At 60.9% G+C, this 14813-nt stretch carries 18 protein-coding genes and 1 pseudogene; 10 read left to right on the top strand and 9 right to left on the bottom strand.

What is annotated here, in order from left to right; translation table 11 throughout:
- Positions 1 to 3: 3 nt before the first annotated feature.
- The gene (locus NWF24_RS30850; RefSeq protein ID WP_258351845.1) at positions 4 to 1680 is read right to left on the bottom strand and encodes an ApeA N-terminal domain 1-containing protein; all 1677 of its coding nucleotides are present in this window, start codon (positions 1678 to 1680) and stop codon (positions 4 to 6) included.
- Positions 1681 to 1807: 127 nt separating this feature from the next.
- Positions 1808 to 2167 (bottom strand): helix-turn-helix domain-containing protein, encoded by a 360-nt coding sequence (locus tag NWF24_RS34305; protein WP_375338428.1) that lies wholly within the window; start codon positions 2165 to 2167, stop codon positions 1808 to 1810.
- Positions 2168 to 2212: 45 nt separating this feature from the next.
- On the opposite strand from NWF24_RS34305, the gene NWF24_RS30845 reads away from it, so the two are divergent.
- From NWF24_RS30845 to NWF24_RS30835, 3 genes are read left to right on the top strand one after another with little or no spacing between them, the layout of a single operon-like run.
- Positions 2213 to 2530 (top strand): DUF4031 domain-containing protein, encoded by a 318-nt coding sequence (locus tag NWF24_RS30845; protein ID WP_258351844.1) that lies wholly within the window; start codon positions 2213 to 2215, stop codon positions 2528 to 2530.
- The gene (locus NWF24_RS30840; RefSeq protein ID WP_258351843.1) at positions 2530 to 3762 is read left to right on the top strand and encodes a nucleoside triphosphate pyrophosphohydrolase family protein; all 1233 of its coding nucleotides are present in this window, start codon (positions 2530 to 2532) and stop codon (positions 3760 to 3762) included. The genes NWF24_RS30845 and NWF24_RS30840 overlap by 1 nt, the downstream gene beginning before the upstream one ends.
- Complete coding sequence (locus tag NWF24_RS30835) at positions 3759 to 4433, top strand: uracil-DNA glycosylase (RefSeq protein WP_258351842.1); 675 nt, start codon at positions 3759 to 3761, stop codon at positions 4431 to 4433. The genes NWF24_RS30840 and NWF24_RS30835 overlap by 4 nt, the downstream gene beginning before the upstream one ends.
- Here the strand turns inward: NWF24_RS30835 and NWF24_RS30830 are convergent.
- The 6 genes from NWF24_RS30830 to NWF24_RS30805 all read right to left on the bottom strand — a co-directional run bounded on the left by NWF24_RS30830 (position 4403) and on the right by NWF24_RS30805 (position 8489).
- Complete coding sequence (locus NWF24_RS30830; protein ID WP_258351841.1) at positions 4403 to 5269, bottom strand: hypothetical protein; 867 nt, start codon at positions 5267 to 5269, stop codon at positions 4403 to 4405. The genes NWF24_RS30835 and NWF24_RS30830 overlap by 31 nt on opposite strands.
- Positions 5269 to 5835 (bottom strand): C1 family peptidase, encoded by a 567-nt coding sequence (locus tag NWF24_RS30825; protein WP_258351840.1) that lies wholly within the window; start codon positions 5833 to 5835, stop codon positions 5269 to 5271. The genes NWF24_RS30830 and NWF24_RS30825 overlap by 1 nt, the downstream gene beginning before the upstream one ends.
- A 71-nt stretch (positions 5836 to 5906) precedes the next feature.
- On the bottom strand, positions 5907 to 6938 hold the full coding sequence (locus NWF24_RS30820; RefSeq protein WP_258351839.1) for an ImmA/IrrE family metallo-endopeptidase: 1032 nt from the start codon (positions 6936 to 6938) through the stop codon (positions 5907 to 5909).
- Positions 6935 to 7303 (bottom strand): helix-turn-helix domain-containing protein, encoded by a 369-nt coding sequence (locus tag NWF24_RS30815; RefSeq protein WP_258351838.1) that lies wholly within the window; start codon positions 7301 to 7303, stop codon positions 6935 to 6937. Before NWF24_RS30815 ends, NWF24_RS30820 begins: the two co-directional genes overlap by 4 nt.
- Positions 7300 to 7578, bottom strand: a complete 279-nt coding sequence (locus NWF24_RS30810; RefSeq protein ID WP_258351837.1) for a hypothetical protein — start codon at positions 7576 to 7578, stop codon at positions 7300 to 7302. The genes NWF24_RS30815 and NWF24_RS30810 overlap by 4 nt, the downstream gene beginning before the upstream one ends.
- Before the next feature lie 719 nt (positions 7579 to 8297).
- Positions 8298 to 8489: a helix-turn-helix domain-containing protein gene (locus NWF24_RS30805; RefSeq protein WP_375338492.1), complete on the bottom strand. Its 192-nt coding sequence runs from the start codon at positions 8487 to 8489 to the stop codon at positions 8298 to 8300.
- A 122-nt stretch (positions 8490 to 8611) separates the two neighbouring features.
- Here NWF24_RS30805 and NWF24_RS30800 point away from each other — a divergent pair, with 122 nt between their 5' ends.
- Together NWF24_RS30800 and NWF24_RS30795 are read left to right on the top strand one after the other, a co-directional pair.
- Positions 8612 to 9073: a hypothetical protein gene (locus NWF24_RS30800; protein WP_258351835.1), complete on the top strand. Its 462-nt coding sequence runs from the start codon at positions 8612 to 8614 to the stop codon at positions 9071 to 9073.
- A 43-nt stretch (positions 9074 to 9116) separates the two neighbouring features.
- Positions 9117 to 9335, top strand: coding sequence for an antitoxin VbhA family protein (locus NWF24_RS30795; RefSeq protein ID WP_258351834.1), 219 nt, complete (start codon positions 9117 to 9119; stop codon positions 9333 to 9335).
- Positions 9336 to 9586: 251 nt separating this feature from the next.
- On the opposite strand, the pseudogene NWF24_RS30790 reads toward NWF24_RS30795, so the two are convergent.
- Positions 9587 to 9799, bottom strand: a pseudogene (locus NWF24_RS30790) (magnesium chelatase domain-containing protein); the annotation flags it as partial.
- 216 nt (positions 9800 to 10015) lie between these two features.
- On the opposite strand from NWF24_RS30790, the gene NWF24_RS30785 reads away from it, so the two are divergent.
- The 5 genes from NWF24_RS30785 to NWF24_RS30765 all read left to right on the top strand — a co-directional run bounded on the left by NWF24_RS30785 (position 10016) and on the right by NWF24_RS30765 (position 14792).
- Complete coding sequence (locus NWF24_RS30785) at positions 10016 to 10894, top strand: TorF family putative porin (RefSeq protein ID WP_258351833.1); 879 nt, start codon at positions 10016 to 10018, stop codon at positions 10892 to 10894.
- A gap of 67 nt (positions 10895 to 10961) precedes the next feature.
- On the top strand, positions 10962 to 11300 hold the full coding sequence (gene glnK / locus NWF24_RS30780; protein WP_007833403.1) for a P-II family nitrogen regulator: 339 nt from the start codon (positions 10962 to 10964) through the stop codon (positions 11298 to 11300).
- Between the two features lie 29 nt (positions 11301 to 11329).
- Positions 11330 to 12757 carry an ammonium transporter gene (locus tag NWF24_RS30775; RefSeq protein WP_093175630.1) on the top strand — a complete coding sequence of 476 codons (1428 nt, stop codon included), beginning with the start codon at positions 11330 to 11332 and terminating at the stop codon, positions 12755 to 12757.
- Positions 12758 to 12948: 191 nt separating this feature from the next.
- On the top strand, positions 12949 to 13881 hold the full coding sequence (locus NWF24_RS30770) for an SMP-30/gluconolactonase/LRE family protein (protein WP_258351832.1): 933 nt from the start codon (positions 12949 to 12951) through the stop codon (positions 13879 to 13881).
- Between the two features lie 26 nt (positions 13882 to 13907).
- Positions 13908 to 14792, top strand: a complete 885-nt coding sequence (locus NWF24_RS30765; protein WP_258351831.1) for a LysR substrate-binding domain-containing protein — start codon at positions 13908 to 13910, stop codon at positions 14790 to 14792.
- Positions 14793 to 14813 lie beyond the last annotated feature (21 nt).

The raw sequence follows: 14813 nt of genomic DNA, 5'->3' as shown, positions 1-14813 counted from the left end.
AGCTCAAGCGGGGACGCGAGCGAGGTCCACAATGACTGTGGAGTGAACTCGTTCCGTCTGCACACCGTCCTCAAAGTACGCTTCCCCGAGATGGGTCACCGCGTCCTTGGGCAAGCCTAGGAGCTCATGAAATTGCCCACCTCCGCTCGCACGCGTTGCATGCCAGAGGTCCGACGAGCGCTCTTCGGAGTATGTGATCGTGCCGGCGGTGTCACGTACGAAGCATGAGCAGTGCAGCCTCGGAGGACGCTGTTGAATCGTCAATAGCTCCTGAGGGCCTACCTTAAAGAATCTCTCTGGATGCAGAGTTCTATCAAGATGCACTTCGTCAATCTTGGAGATCATCCGAAGTTCGCTGAACGGCCTCGCCAGGCACCGAAGGAAGATCTCGGGCCCCAAGCCGACGTCAAGAAAGAAAAGGTGCGTCAACAGCAGAATGATCCGGTTCGTGATGAGTACGACGGGAGTGAAGTCCGGCCCCGCAAACGTCGGCTGCTGCCCATGTGCAATTTCGTCCCTCAGTTCCTTGATGAGATCGAAGTCGGCCTGCGTCAAACTAATGATCTTGACCACGTCCTGGTCGAGTGAGTCCAATAGCGCCCGAAACTTGCTCGCGAACGTACCTGACGTCGAGAAGATTTGACTTGCGGCATTCAACACAGCCGCCTGCTGCGCTGAGTCGAGCGACGGCTGGACGTTGGCAATCGATTCCTGGAGCCGCACAAGCTTCTTTGTTGGAGGGGTCTTGGGCGTGCTGCTCTTGCCGAAGCGCTGCGAGACGTAGCTATCTAAAAGGGTCACGTAGCCAAGGACACGGTACTCCCAGAACCCCTCGTAGTTCTGCATCCCCGCAAGGCGACTCCAGACAACCTCACGGTACTCTGAACGGAAAAATCTGTTGACCAGATCGTCCCAGCAACCGTCAACATCGCCTTTCAGCGCGAGGAACTTGCGCCACGTGACTTGATCGCGATCGTGCTGCGGTTGACCGCCGTTCGGCGGCGGCTCGAAGATCCCGTAATACATTCGCCTATGGTTCTTGCCGTCCGACGAGACGTCGACCAAGACGATCGGGCAGCGATGCGCGAGCAGGATCGAAAGGAGATTCGAGAATCGAAGGACATGTTGTTTGATCTGAGCGGGTAAGAAGCGGTCCTTCGTAGCTGTGAAGCGGAACTCGAAGTGCTGATGAAGAGTTCGATCTTCCCCGGCCTGTTCGAGACCGCCGACATAGAAACTATCTAGTTGGAAGTTGTGGCTTGGCGTGACAACCTTTGCGGCCATAGGCGTAGGCACTGCGCGCCACTTGATCTCTTCGCCAGGCAGACCGTCGACATGCATCTGCTGGAAGAACCACTCTGACACGATCGAGTACCGCACTTTGAAGCTATCGAATTGCGAACCCCTCACGTCGCCTTCAATGACAAACCCAGGGAAAATCGTGCGGCCTTTGCACTCGCAGTTGAACAAGCTCAATTTCCTGCCGTCTGCCGCGATCGCTAAGAGGCCAGCGGCCAACTGGCTGTCATCAAGCTCGATCTCTAGGCCGAAGCCGTCGAGAACAACGCGCGCTAGACAGCTGTAGCCAAACGTCAGCGTCCCCTCGCCGATGTCGTCCTCTGCGTGGAACAACTTGACCTGCAACGTCGCATGATTATCGGAGTCGAATGTGTGCCTCATCTCTTGCGCTCCGGGGCCTTCGGCCCGATGGTGACAATCATTGTCGAATGTCCGGTCTTTCGACGCTTGGTTTGTCGCCGTTCGCGGTCCTGCAAACAGCATCCAGGGAGACCGGACTGCTTCGGATTCAAGCCTTTCTGGTTTTGGGTTTGCGTGCCTGGGATTCCTCAAGAACATCGAAGAGTCGCTCGAAGGCGGAGGCGCTGGCCGGTATCTGCGTCAGGAGAACGTCGAACCTAGCGCGCAGTCCTTCCGTACGCACCGCAAATCTTGGTAACCGAGGGTGCTCAATCTTGAAGTATTCGCACAGCTTTTGCACATTTGGAGATACGATCTTGAAGTCGCCAAGTTCGCATCGACTGACCTGCGAATGATGCACTCCCGTGAGGGCTCCTAGCTCTTTGACACTGGTTTGAGCGCGCAGTCTGGCCTTGCGCAGTCGTGCGCCGATGAATGCAGCTTCAGCGACTGTTACCCGATTGCGCATTGTGCAAATTATGTGCAAAAGCGAATCCTATCAGGAGAGATGGAAATGGCTGTCTACGTCGACAACGAGAAAATTCCATGGCGCGGCAAGCTCTGGTGCCACTTGGTGGCCGATTCGCTGGATGAACTTCATCAGTTTGCTGCCAGGCTCGGGCTCAAGCGCGGCTGGTTTCAGGACATGGCCTCGTACCCTCATTACGACGTGACGATGTCCGTCCGCGAGCGCGCGCTTGCCTTCGGCGCGCTTCCGGCCAGGAAGCGGCAGATGATTGCCAGTGCCACGCTGCTGCGCGACCAGCTGCGTTCAATCCAGACGGCCCAAATTGCACTCTTTCCCGACACCTCACTCGCAGGAGGCTCCTGATGGCACCCTTGAGCATCAAACCTGTGCCCCTGTCGCTCGTTGAGTACACGGCCAAGGCTCTCGAAACCGATCGCTTCGGCCAGGAACAGGATGGGCTGACTCAGCTGGGCTTCGGGCTCTTCGGCGAGGTCGGCGGTTTGCTGGCAGCCTTGAAAAAGGCCAGTCGAGACAAGTTGCAGAACTCGAAGGCGTTTGTCGCTGGAGAGGAGATCGGCGATGCGCTCTGGTATCTCGTGGTCTTGGCGCACCACGGCAAGGTTGCGCCGGATCAACTCGGTGAAGCTGCCATGAGCAACCTTCGGGAAAAGCTTGGTGAAGGGCCGCACCGCCGCAACGGCGGAATGACGTTCGAAGAACTCGACAGCCTAGCTGAGCTGCACTACGCGTCGCACCATGAGAAACGAGAGATGCTGCTGCGTGAAGTCGCCTTCGCTGCGGGAACCTTCACCCAAGCGCCGGAGGCAGACTACGTCACGTGGACGGCGGACAGGGTCGCTACGACATTGGGCCGTCTGCTGGGCCAACTCACGATGGTGGCTAGGTCGTTCGGACTGGACCTGGCCTCGATCGCGCGCGACAACCTCGACAAGATCAAGGCGCGCTGGCCCGGCGATCAACAGCCCGCACCCTATGTCCCGCTCTTCGATGACACGGGCTTTTCAAAGTACGAGCAACTTCCTCGCGGCGACTTCAAGATCGATTTCATTCCCCGGGTTGTGAGGGGCCGGGATCTGGTCGTCCAGCAATGGAATGGCGTCAACATCGGCGATCCCCTGACCGACAACAGCAACGTTCCCGACTGGTATCGCTATCACGATGTATTTCACTTGGCCTACATGGCGCACCTGGGTTGGTCCCCGGTGCTGCGCGCGTTGCTCAAGCTAAAGCGCAAGTCTCGTCCCGACATCGACGAAAACCAAGACGGTGCCCGAGCGATCATCATCGAGGAGGGCATCGCGACGTGGATCTTCAACCACGCCAAAGAGCGCGGCGACGACTTTGCGGATGTGGAGGCCGGCAAGCTAGACTTCAACCTGCTCAAGCAGGTGCAGACCATGGTCCGCGGCTACGAAGTTCACACATGCCCACCTTGGCAGTGGGAGCTTGCGATCTTGGATGGCTTCAAGATGTTCCGCGCGCTGAAGGCGGCAAGCCAAGGAGCAGTGATCGTGAATATCGAGCAACACAGCATCAAATTCGAGGGTCTGTCGGCCCCAAAGGAAAGCACATGACGCCAACAAGCTTCGTGCAGGCGATGTCGGCCATCCAGCTTCCGAACGTCTTCAATCCCTATGCAGACATCTGCACAGTCCATGATCGCAAGGACGCGGCGGCCGTTCGCCGGCGAGGCCTTCGAACGCTACTGGCTTCGGCCCAGTCGCTTGGCGTCGACACCATCTGGATGGGCCGCGATCTAGGTTATCGCGGTGGTCGCCGCACGGGTCTGGCGCTGACCGACGAGATGCGTCTCGTGCAGTTCCCGCAGATCTATCCAGGCACGGAAGCGGCAAAATCCACGATGGGGCCGGCCGTCGTCGAACGGACTGCGACTGAGATCTGGGCCGTGTTGGCACAGCTGGATCTGCCGCCCTTGCTCTGGAATGTGTTCCCGTTTCACCCGCATGAGCCCGATCAGCCATTCACTAACCGAAAGTTCACGGCCGCTGAGCTGAAGGTTGCCGACTCGCTCAACAAGCAACTGATCGCCTGGCTTGGCATACGCCGGATCATCGCCATCGGCCAAGATGCTGCCCACTATGCAGAGAAGTTCGGCGTGGAGGTCCAGTGCGTCCGTCACCCCAGCTATGGCGGAGTCACCGATTTCCGCGAGGGCATTCGCAAGCTCTATGGCTTGCGCGCTCCTGAGGTGCGTCAGGCTGCCGCGCAGGTATCGCTCATCTGAAATTTTGGCGCCGATGGCGCTGCAGGCGCTTCGTCTGCCGCAGCGGCCTTCAGTTGCTCAAGGACGGGACGAGTTTTAGCGACACCGCCCCAGCTCTCGACGTCCAGATGAGCGTCTGTCGAAATGCAGGTCAAGCGTCCCGCTTCGAGGCCGGTTTCCTTGACCACGAAGCGCATCAGGTGAGTCAGGCCGATTAGATTACCCAGGGCACGCTCAAGGTAGTAGTGCGAGCGGTAGATCGCCGTGAGTTCAATCGTCTTGCGCTCGATGAGCTTGAAGGTCAAGTGGCTGAGGCATGGGTATTTCGAGATCATCGTGCGATCCTCGGCCGGGTTGTACAACGGAACCTCGCAGGCGATGTCTTCGCTCAACAAGTCCTCTGGCGCATGCACGCCCAATTCATAGTTGGAGTTGTAGCCAACGCCGTCGGTGGAGGCCTTCTTCAATTTGCGAACAACCTCGTAGAGCGGATTGATTGTTTCGCCAGGCTTCTTTCCCGGTCGCGACATGAGGCGCATCGCATAGGTGCCCCAGCTACCGGGCTCCTGCGCTTTGCCCATGATCTCCAGAAAGCGTTTCGGCAGCGTTGCAGCCGGCGTCTTCTTGTAGAGTCCCCAGGGAAATATGGTGCCGGCCACCGTCACCACGTTGGTGCCGCAGCGCGCGCGCAGCACAGGATCCACCAGACCGATCACTGCACGGTCGGTCTTGGTCACCGTCACTGGCGACTCGATTTCGAGCACCAGATTTCGAAAGCGTCGGTGATTGACCTCGAGATGTTCGAGCGCCTCCAGCCACACCGGTACGATTCGATTCCCAGAAATAATCTTGGCCATCACTTGCTCCCAAAAGCTTCAAGCACGTGCAAGTCGACAAACTTCTCTGGCAGCCAGGCATAGCCGAGTTCCCCCCACATGGGACCCCAGCTGTTGCGGATGCGCAGGTGACGCCCTGTCGCCTTCGATTCACCCCAACCCGTAGCGAGCACTGCGTGATAAAAGCCCTGCACGATGCCGCCCGAAGCGTCCACAACGCCACCAACTGGCGTGTAAAGCGTGTCGGTAACCCGGATGACCAAGCCCACAGGGTGGCCGTCGTTCAATCGGTCCACGATGCTCTGCATTGAGCTGCTGTGGCCTGCGAGGTCACTGGTGAACATGGGTTTGCCAGCTGGCGCTGTTGGGGTGGCAGCCGTTGCCGGGTCCGACGCCTTGTATGGGTAGTCCACCTCAAACGGCTGGCCTATCGCGTGTATCGCGTCCATGGCTGCCCACGCATAAAGACCCATTCCTGGCGTCCACCCAGGCGTCAACGTGCCGGCGCTCGAGTACAGGAACTCGGGGCTCAGCATGTCCCCAGCGCCCGACACGGCGCGATTGAGGTCGGACGCGGTGAAGGCCATACATGTCATGCGTAGGCCTTGAACGCGTGCGGGTCCGAACTGTGCGGAGAGGTCGATCTTGCCTTGAACACTCATCGAGCGGCAACCTCTTCCAAATACCGACGACGTGCGCCGGGAGTCAACCCTTCCAGCAGGCCGTCGAACTGCGTGCGCATGTCCAGCTGTGCTGCAGGTTCTGACGTCGGATTCCAAGGCTGACGTTCGACCAACGTCCACGAGACTGGCCGGTGGCTCGCCACAACCTCTGCGGCCGGCTCGGCAATGTATGTCAGGCTGGCGGGAGCGCCAACTACGACCGGGCCCTCTGGTTTCGGCGTGGTCTCAGGATCAAGCAGCACAGGCTTGATCGTGAAGCCCGCCTGCCTTGCCTCTCGAGCGGACCACATGTATCCGGCTGCCGCATGACTGGGTAGGCGCAACAAGAACCGATCGTCGGCACGCGGCTCCAGGATCGTTTCCTCGTCCTCGGGATCGAGCAGCCAGACATCCGCTTCCTTTGGCAACGCAGTTCTCGGCGGAACCAGTGAAGTCTTGATGTCGATGGGTTTTACGGTTGCCAATCGCATCGCGTCACTCGAGGAGAGCAGCCTGTGCGCGTTGAGAGACCACACCATCGCAGTGAAACTCACACCTAGGCGCAAAGAAAGCTGATAGACCACGATGGGGTCGGAGAGAGATTTGATGCCCCACCGCTTGCGATTCATTACCTTGGCAATCAGCCATCTAGGCATCAGCAGGTGATAGGCGAACTCGTTGGCCGCGCGCTCAGTCAGGGCAGCCGTCTTGGAGTACTCGATGTCCTCATCCAGATGCGGTTCGTGCCCGAGAAAATAGTGACCCAGTTCGTGTGCGCAGGTTAGGCGGATCATCCCGATCGGTCGCTCTGAATTCAGCAGGATGCCGGGAACATCGTCTTCTCGCAGGAAGGCACCTAACAACTTCGGAAGCGGGCGCACGAGTACAGTCAGCTCGACCGCCTCGGCCAGCACAAAAGGGTCTATGCGGGTATAGCCATCCTTCGCAATCCGGTCTTTGAAGCCGTATTCGATGGTCAGCTTGCCGGCGCGCTGCGCCGCCTCGAGAAGTTCGGTGCGATCGCTCATTTCCTACCTTTGGAATTCTTTGCACCGCTCACGCGCAAGAAGCTCGCAAAACGAGCGACCTCTTCCAGATCCTTGTCCGACAACCCCTTGAGCGCACGCGCTGCGAACGCGACCTTGCCGACAAGTTCATCGTCAGGCGTCTCGCCCGAGAGAAAGTACTGAACAGATCGCGTGTACAGCTTTGAAAACTGTTCGAGTTCCAAGGCTTCCACCTTGCGCTCGCCGCTCTCGATTCGACTGATTGCCGGCCGCGGAATGTTCAAGGCGGTTGCCACCTCTTCCTGAGACAGACCGAGGTACTCGCGCGCCTCCTTCAGTCTCGCGGCCATTTCAAGTCGTTGGGCATCCCAAGCATCGGCATTCATGACTTCTTGTCCTCAACATACTTGACGACACTGCTGGTGACTTGCTCTATGAATTCTTCTCGCGAGTTGTAGCCCCCCTGTTGGATGACTTCGCCGACCGGAAGCTCTATCCCAACGATTTCCTCTACTTTGATGAGCGCTTCCACCGCCGTTTTCGAGTCCATCGCAGCCACCAACTCGTCAATTGAAGTGGAGTCGGCATCGACTGCGATTGCCTGGTCGTTCCAGAAATCATTCAAATGCGCCTTGATCTCCTCAATCTTCTCGACTTCCATTGCACTACTCCTTGGGCGTGTTAAAAAAACGCACCTTCGATGTAAGAATATCGCACAAGCCGGCGGGCGTCAATGCGGTATGCGCCGATATGGCTTCGCGCTGCGTGGCCTTCACGCTGGTACGCGTTTATGGGCATCCAGCAGACTGAGCGACTTGGCCGCCTTCTCTGGCATTCGGGGGGGCGCCTATCTCGACTTGTGCGTGCCGTTGAGCACCGAGCCCAGTTGGACGCGTGTTGGTTCGAGGGCGAAGGCGGTGCTAGGGAAGCTTACGGGATCCACGGCTCACCACGTCTCTGTGAGATGAGGGTTGAGGCTGTGTGCCAATGCCCCGGGCTGAACGCTTGCAACGACAAACAGACGTTGTGGAAGGGCTAACGCTCTATTGCTGCCTTCTGCGTGATCAGGGAGCGATATCTTGCGCCAACAGGGGCAGGAGAGGTGGCGCGTGGACCTCTAGTCCAATGGGGGGCCAAGCCATGACTTCGCCGCCGTGCACCGTAGGCTCAAATTGCTCAAGCAGCCGAGCCAAACTAAGAGCGCGAAATTCGGCTTGGGTGGGGCTGATTTGAGGCTCTAGATTGGTCATCTGAAAACACCTGCACCTGTTTAAAGTCGCGACGAAGGAGGGACCGGTTTCGCGCTCGCAATCGCGCTCTGATACGCGTGATGCGATTGATCAACTGAGATCGCAGCCGTTTCGTTGTGCTGCACGGGGGTTAGAGCCCAGCCTCGGCAACCAGCTCCGTGACGGATATTCCGATTCCTGCCGCGATCTGGACTATCGCCATGACGCCCGGGTTTTGCATCCCTCGTTCGATGCTGCTCATGTAGGACCGCTCGATTTGACTGCGATGAGCGAGCTCCTCTTGAGAGATGCCCCTTGCCTTACGCGTAGAGCGAATAGCCATCCCAAGCGCCACGAGCGCAGGATCCAGCGCGTATTTGGGCGAAGGGACAGGCATGGACAAAATGGTCCAGCCATGCGTACGATTAAACCACGGATGATCTTCCACATAAAGTGAGAGGCCTTATGTTTCGCGTTCAAGAGCAGTTCGAACTTGTCAGCTCCGCGCTAAGCGCAATGGCCCCCGGAGTTCAGCATTTCCATCTTGTCGAGCAGGTCTTTGAGGTTCCTCTTTGGCTCGTCAAGGTGCGTCCGTCCACCCCTTCTATCGGGGAACGCGTTCGCTGGAACTGCTACCTGGCCACCCGCGCGGCCGACGCATGCGGAATCGTGCTGAGCGGGCAATGGGCACAGTCTCGAGTGCACGTGCTTCTGCCGGGCTACATGACCGCTGACGGTATGCCGACACTAGCTCGATGTGATGCGCTGTGGGAGTGCTGCGCAATCGGCAGGCAGGAGCAAATCAGCTGGCTGTTTGAAACTGATCATGGCCTGTTCATTGATCCCCAGGATGAAGAGATCTCCCTGAGCAGCGCAAACAAGACGCTACGCTGGAAAGACTTCGAGAATGGTCGTGCAGAGCTCTAGCCCTAAAAAGGGGCGGAGTGTGCCGAAATCAGGAGAAACGAGCATGAGCACGAAGGCAGAACGTCGATTTGCGATCGCTCAGGCTCTCGCGAACACTCGCATCGAGGGCCATAGGCCGACGACCGAATTTCTTTCGGATTGCGAAAGTGTGGTCGACGGACGCATGACCTATATCGAGGCCATTCAAGCGAGCTTGTCACGCGCCACGGGCTCGCCGGACGCAAATCAAGCCAGACCCTCTTCGGTGCCTGAAGGCAGTTGATTGCGATGAGCGAGCTGCAAGAGCCTCGCCCGAATTCTGTGTGCAAGGTTGAGCGATGAGTACATCGCTCAACCGGGGCGCCTCCGGCGGCCTGGCAGGGGCCTGAAGGCATAAAAATTAGATCGAGTCGATTTAGTCGGCCGCCTCGTGCACAGAAATACGGCACCTCCGGGCCGAATGGGCCGTCCGTCGAGACTTCAGTCGAAGTGAAACGGGCCGCTGTGATTACTCGGCTCACTTTGCTGAAAAATCGCTTGACTACATCTGATGCGCTTGTTGTTCGGAAACTCCAGCCCCGCGTTCTGGAGCGCCGAACGCACCCTTTCGCGCGCCTCCTTGACCTCGGTTTCCACCAGCCCGACCAGCGTGAAGCTGGGCAAACCGTTCGCCAGATGCACCTCGACAGTGACACTGGCCGCTTCCAGGCCCAGCAAGGCGCGGCTCTGCACCAAAGACAACCCCATTCTTCTCCCTCTCCCCAAGATGGTGCGCCTATCTTCGACATGTCCGCGGTGGTGCGGCGCACCGGATATCTGCAACCACTCGCAACAGACGTTGTAACGATTTGGCTCTCAACCAAGGCGGGGACGGGAGCGGTTATGACCGGTATTTGTGCAGTTTGGCACGCTCCCTGCTTTGAGCCTCACAGGTCCAACAACACACTTGCGAGGAGTTCCCTGATGACGCACCGTACCGCCGCCCAGGCGCTGATCGTTCTGGCCGCTGCATTGACCGCTTCGGGCGCAGCCCTGGCGCAGACAGCAACGACGGATGCCGCAGCAGCACCGGCAGCCGCTCCCGCCCCGAATCTCACGGGCAACGTGTCCATCACCACGAACTACAAGTTCCGTGGCCAGGACCAGGACATGATCGGCAAGAGCGGCTACGCCAAGACCAAGGGCTTCAAGCCCGCCATCCAGGGCGGCCTGGACTACGCCTTCGGCGACAGCGGCTTCTACGTGGGCAACTGGAACTCCAGCGTCAACTGGCTCACCGGTAACAGCATCGAGATGGATGTGTACGGCGGCTACAAGTTCAAGGCCGGCCCGCTGGACATGGACGTGGGCGCACTCAGCTACATCTACCCGGGCAACTCCGCGGGCAACACCACCGAGCTGTACGTTGCGGGCACCTACGCCAACGAAACCCTCGGTTCGTTCACCGCCAAGTACTCGCACACCGTGTCGAAGGACTACTTCGGCTACGCCGGCAACAAGGCCGGCTCGGGCCTGAAGGGCACCAATACCGGCTACCTGAACCTGTCGTACAGCAAGGAAATCGTGCCCAAGGTCACGCTGAAGGCAGCCGTGGGCTACACGAACATGTCCAGCGACATCCGCAGCCTGGGCTACAAGAGCTATGTCGACTACAACGTCGGCGCGAGCTATGACTTCGGCAACGGCCTGTCGCTGACCGGCTCTGTGCAGGGCGCCAACAAGAAGAGCTCGTACCTCGCGGTGGCCAACCCGGGCGTCGACCTGGGCTTCGGCACCTTCGGCCAGACGACCTACTCGCCGAACAAGGCGCGCTTCATCCTCACGCTGACGAAGACGCTGTAATCCATACAACAACGAGGTGCGGCCCAAGCTGCCGCGCCATTCCATTTCCATCCGAAGGAGAAAACTCATGAAGCTGGTCACAGCCATCATCAAACCGTTCAAGCTCGATGAGGTGCGCGAAGCACTGTCGGCCATCGGCGTGCAGGGGATTACCGTCACTGAGGTCAAGGGCTTCGGTCGCCAGAAGGGCCACACCGAGCTCTACCGCGGCGCGGAGTACGTGGTCGACTTCCTGCCCAAGGTCAAGATCGAAGCGGCCGTCTCCGACGACCTGGTCGATCGCGTGATCGAGGCCGTCGAAGGCGCGGCACGCACCGGCAAGATCGGCGACGGCAAGATTTTTGTCTACAACCTCGAACAAGTCGTGCGCATCCGCACCGGCGAAACGGGCCGCGAAGCCCTCTGATCGAGTCCAGGCCCGAAAGAACAACGATTATGAAAAAACTGCTTGTCTCTCTTGCGCTCGGCTTGAGCGTGTTGGCTGCCGGTACTGCCGGCTTCGCGCAAACCCCCGCTGCGGCCACGGCCGAAGCACCGGCCGCGTCGGCATCGGCCCCCGCGGCCGCGCCTGCTGCTGCAGCAGCTCCGGCCGCTGCCGCCGACGCAGCTCCCGCGGCGCCCGCTGCCGCACCCGCTCCGAAGATCGACTCCGGCGACACCGCCTGGATGCTGACTTCGACGCTTCTCGTGATCCTGATGACCATTCCCGGCCTCGCGTTGTTCTACGGTGGCCTGGGCCGCTCGAAGAACATGCTGTCGGTGCTGATGCAGGTCTTCGTGATCTTCTCGCTGATCAGCATCCTGTGGGCCATCTACGGCTACAGCCTGGCCTTCTCCGGTGACGGCAACTTCTTCGGAGGATTCGACAAGATCTTCATGAAGGGCATCACGCAGGAGACCTTCGGCGCGCTGACCACCATTCCTGAATACGTGTTCGTCGCCTTCCAGGGCACCTTCGCGGCCATCACCGTGGCGCTGATCGTCGGTGCGTTCGCAGAGCGTGCCAAGTTCTCGGCCGTGCTGCTGTTCTCGGTGCTGTGGTTCACCTTCAGCTACGTGCCAATTGCCCACATCGTGTGGGGCGGCGGCCTGCTGGGCAAGGACGGCGCACTCGACTTCGCAGGCGGCACCGTGGTGCACATCAACGCCGGTGTGGCCGGCCTGGTCGGCGCCTACATGGTCGGCAAGCGCGTCGGCTACGGCAAGGAAGCGTTCACGCCTCACTCGCTCACGCTCACCATGGTCGGCGCTTCGCTGCTGTGGGTCGGCTGGTTCGGCTTCAACGCCGGCTCGGCTGGTGCTGCCAACGCCGTCGCCGGCCTGGCCTTCATCAATACGGTGCTTGCCACCGCTGCCGCGGCCCTGTCGTGGATCCTGGGTGAAAGCCTGCACAAGGGCAAGGCCTCGATGCTGGGCGCTGCGTCCGGTGCCGTTGCTGGCCTCGTGGCTGTCACGCCTGCCGCCGGTTTCATCGGCCCGATGGGTTCGATCGTTCTCGGCCTGCTGGCCGGCCTGATCTGCCTGTGGGGTGTGGGCGGCCTGAAGCGCATGCTCGGTGCCGACGACGCGTTCGACGTGTTCGGCGTGCACGGCGTGGGCGGTATCCTGGGTGCCATCCTGACCGGCGTGTTCGCGGCCAAGGGCCTCGGCGGCACCGGCGGCGCAACGCCCGACACCTTCGCGATGGGCGCACAGGTCTGGATCCAGATCAAGAGCGTGGCGCTCACCGTCGTGTGGTCCGGCGTGGTTGCCTTCATCTCCTACAAGATCGCCGACCTGACCCTCGGCCTGCGTGTGTCGGAAGAAGAAGAGCGCGAAGGCCTCGACATCTCGTCGCACGGCGAAACGGCTTACAACCGCTGATCTGCTCTGGCCGGGTTGCCTTCGGGCAGCCCCGCCACTGAAACGACCACCACCACCTTTTACAAGAACAATTCTTCGTAACGAGTTTTTCAAGCGAGGTCTCCTTTGGATGTTCAGCCCGCAAGCGCTCCGGCGCCAGCGGGCTTTTTTTTGCCCTTGACCGCGATGGCCGGGGGCACAATCGCGACACCATGTGGACCTCCCTCGAAGACAGCCTCTGCGAACTCGGCGAGTCGCCGTTCTGGCACCCCCAGGAGCGCGCGCTCTACTGGCTCGACATTCCCGGCCGCGCCGTGCTGCGCACCCGCGGCGACATCGGCTCTCCAGATGCGAAGGTCGAGCGATGGCCCTTGTCCACCGAGCCCGGCTGCATGGCGCCCGCGCGCAGCGGCGGCCTCGTGATTGCGCTGCGCGACGGCATTTACCGCGCGCGCGAATGGGGCGGTGAACTGGTCGCGATGGCGCGCGTGGAGCACGACGTGCGCACCATGCGCTTCAACGACGGCAAGTGCGACGCGCTCGGCCGCTTCTGGGGCGGTTCGCTCAACGAAGCCAAGGACCGCGCCAACGCCGCGCTCTATTGCTTCGATGCACGCCCCGACACCGACATCTCGCCCACGCTGACGCAGATGGCCAACGAGTCCACCACCGCCAACGGCCTCGCCTTCTCGCCTGATGCCCGCACCCTCTACTGGGCCGACACCGCCGCGCACGTGGTGTGCGCGTGGGACTGGGACGCCGAGGCCAACTCGCTCTCGCACGCTCGCGTGTTCCACCAGTTCGACGCCAAGCCGGAAGGCTGGACGGCCGATGTGCCGCTGGGCTATCAAGGCCGCCCCGACGGCGCCACCATCGACGCGCAAGGCCACTACTGGGTAGCTATGTTCGAAGGCGCGCAGTTGCTGCGCTTTGCACCTTCGGGCGAAATCGTGGCCTCTGTTCCTGTGCCTGTTCAATGCCCGACCATGCCCTGCTTCGGCGGCGACGACCTGAAGACGCTGTTCGTCACCAGCGGTCGCAAGGGCCGGCCTGCCGCCGAGATCGAGCGACTCCCCGCCTCGGGCACGGTGATCGCGATGCGGGTCGACACGCCGGGCCTGCCCGTGAGCTTCTTCGAAGACTGAAGGCCGAAGAGGGTTTCCAGGCGCGCATGGCCCTGCAGCACATTCCGCCGATCCAGTGCCTGCTGACCTTCGAGGCCGTGGCGCGGCTGCGCCACGCAGGCCGCGCAGCCGATGAGTTGTGCGTCACGCCCAGTGCGGTGAGCCACCGCATCCGGCAGCTCGAATCGCACATCGGCTTCAAGCTCTTCGGCCGCAGCGACTTCAGCCTCACGGCCGACGGTGCGGCCTACCTCGCGAACGTGCGCACGGGGCTTGCTGCGCTGCAGGCCACGCCGCTCGGCGCCAACGCAGCCCAACGCGCCACGCGCCTGCGCATCGCCGTCACGCCGACCTTCAGCCGCCAATTCCTCATGCCGAGGCTGGAGCTGTTCCGCAACATCTATCCAGACATCGAACTGGTGCTGCAGGTGTCGATCCCGCTGCTCGACGTCACGGCCGAGCAGGCCGACCTCGAAGTGCGCTACGGCCCCGGCGGGTACGCCGACTGCGAGCACCGGCTCCTGCTCGAGGAGCAGGTCGTGCCCGCCTGCAGCCCGAGCTACCTCAACGAGTTCGGCCCCTTCACCGGTTTTCGCACTGCGGCGGAGATTGCCAGCGCACGGCTGATCCGCAGCCCGCTCGAACCCTGGGGCACCTGGTTCGCGAGCTGCGGGCTCGACCAGCCCGAGCCGAACATCGGCTCGCAGTTCAACGACCTGGGGCTTGTGTACGACGCCGCGGCCAGCGGCTTCGGCGTGGCGCTGGTACGCCAGAAGATGGGCGCGGCATGGTTCGAATCGGGTCGGCTGGTGGCGCTGTCCGAGCAGGCCGTGCCGTCGCCGCACCGGCACTACATCTGCTGGCAGCCGGGCACGCTCGAGCGCTGGGAATGCGCGGCCTTTGCCGACTGGCTTGAACAGAGCCTGCGCTGAACCCGCGAAGTTCTTTCAAGC

Source organism: Variovorax paradoxus (genome assembly GCF_024734665.1).
GTDB lineage: Bacteria > Pseudomonadota > Gammaproteobacteria > Burkholderiales > Burkholderiaceae_C > Variovorax.
The sequence above is the reverse complement of the archived record's forward strand: the minus strand, read 5'-3'. Positions and strand labels throughout refer to the sequence as shown.

Excerpts from the sequence above, each read along its gene's own strand:
- NWF24_RS30775 (WP_093175630.1), top strand. The coding sequence starts at position 11,330 with ATGAAAAAACTGCTTGTCTCTCTTGCGCTCGGCTTGAGCGTGTTGGCT.
- glnK (WP_007833403.1), top strand. The coding sequence starts at position 10,962 with ATGAAGCTGGTCACAGCCATCATCAAACCGTTCAAGCTCGATGAGGTG.
- NWF24_RS30825 (WP_258351840.1), bottom strand. The coding sequence starts at position 5,835 with ATGGCCTTCACCGCGTCCGACCTCAATCGCGCCGTGTCGGGCGCTGGG.
- NWF24_RS30820 (WP_258351839.1), bottom strand. The coding sequence starts at position 6,938 with ATGAGCGATCGCACCGAACTTCTCGAGGCGGCGCAGCGCGCCGGCAAG.
- NWF24_RS30785 (WP_258351833.1), top strand. The coding sequence starts at position 10,016 with ATGACGCACCGTACCGCCGCCCAGGCGCTGATCGTTCTGGCCGCTGCA.
- NWF24_RS34305 (WP_375338428.1), bottom strand. The coding sequence starts at position 2,167 with ATGCGCAATCGGGTAACAGTCGCTGAAGCTGCATTCATCGGCGCACGA.
- NWF24_RS30840 (WP_258351843.1), top strand. The coding sequence starts at position 2,530 with ATGGCACCCTTGAGCATCAAACCTGTGCCCCTGTCGCTCGTTGAGTAC.
- NWF24_RS30810 (WP_258351837.1), bottom strand. The coding sequence starts at position 7,578 with ATGGAAGTCGAGAAGATTGAGGAGATCAAGGCGCATTTGAATGATTTC.
- NWF24_RS30765 (WP_258351831.1), top strand. The coding sequence starts at position 13,908 with ATGGCCCTGCAGCACATTCCGCCGATCCAGTGCCTGCTGACCTTCGAG.
- NWF24_RS30845 (WP_258351844.1), top strand. The coding sequence starts at position 2,213 with ATGGCTGTCTACGTCGACAACGAGAAAATTCCATGGCGCGGCAAGCTC.
- NWF24_RS30830 (WP_258351841.1), bottom strand. The coding sequence starts at position 5,269 with ATGGCCAAGATTATTTCTGGGAATCGAATCGTACCGGTGTGGCTGGAG.
- NWF24_RS30800 (WP_258351835.1), top strand. The coding sequence starts at position 8,612 with ATGTTTCGCGTTCAAGAGCAGTTCGAACTTGTCAGCTCCGCGCTAAGC.
- NWF24_RS30770 (WP_258351832.1), top strand. The coding sequence starts at position 12,949 with ATGTGGACCTCCCTCGAAGACAGCCTCTGCGAACTCGGCGAGTCGCCG.
- NWF24_RS30795 (WP_258351834.1), top strand. The coding sequence starts at position 9,117 with ATGAGCACGAAGGCAGAACGTCGATTTGCGATCGCTCAGGCTCTCGCG.
- NWF24_RS30815 (WP_258351838.1), bottom strand. The coding sequence starts at position 7,303 with ATGAATGCCGATGCTTGGGATGCCCAACGACTTGAAATGGCCGCGAGA.
- NWF24_RS30850 (WP_258351845.1), bottom strand. The coding sequence starts at position 1,680 with ATGAGGCACACATTCGACTCCGATAATCATGCGACGTTGCAGGTCAAG.
- NWF24_RS30835 (WP_258351842.1), top strand. The coding sequence starts at position 3,759 with ATGACGCCAACAAGCTTCGTGCAGGCGATGTCGGCCATCCAGCTTCCG.
- NWF24_RS30805 (WP_375338492.1), bottom strand. The coding sequence starts at position 8,489 with ATGGCTATTCGCTCTACGCGTAAGGCAAGGGGCATCTCTCAAGAGGAG.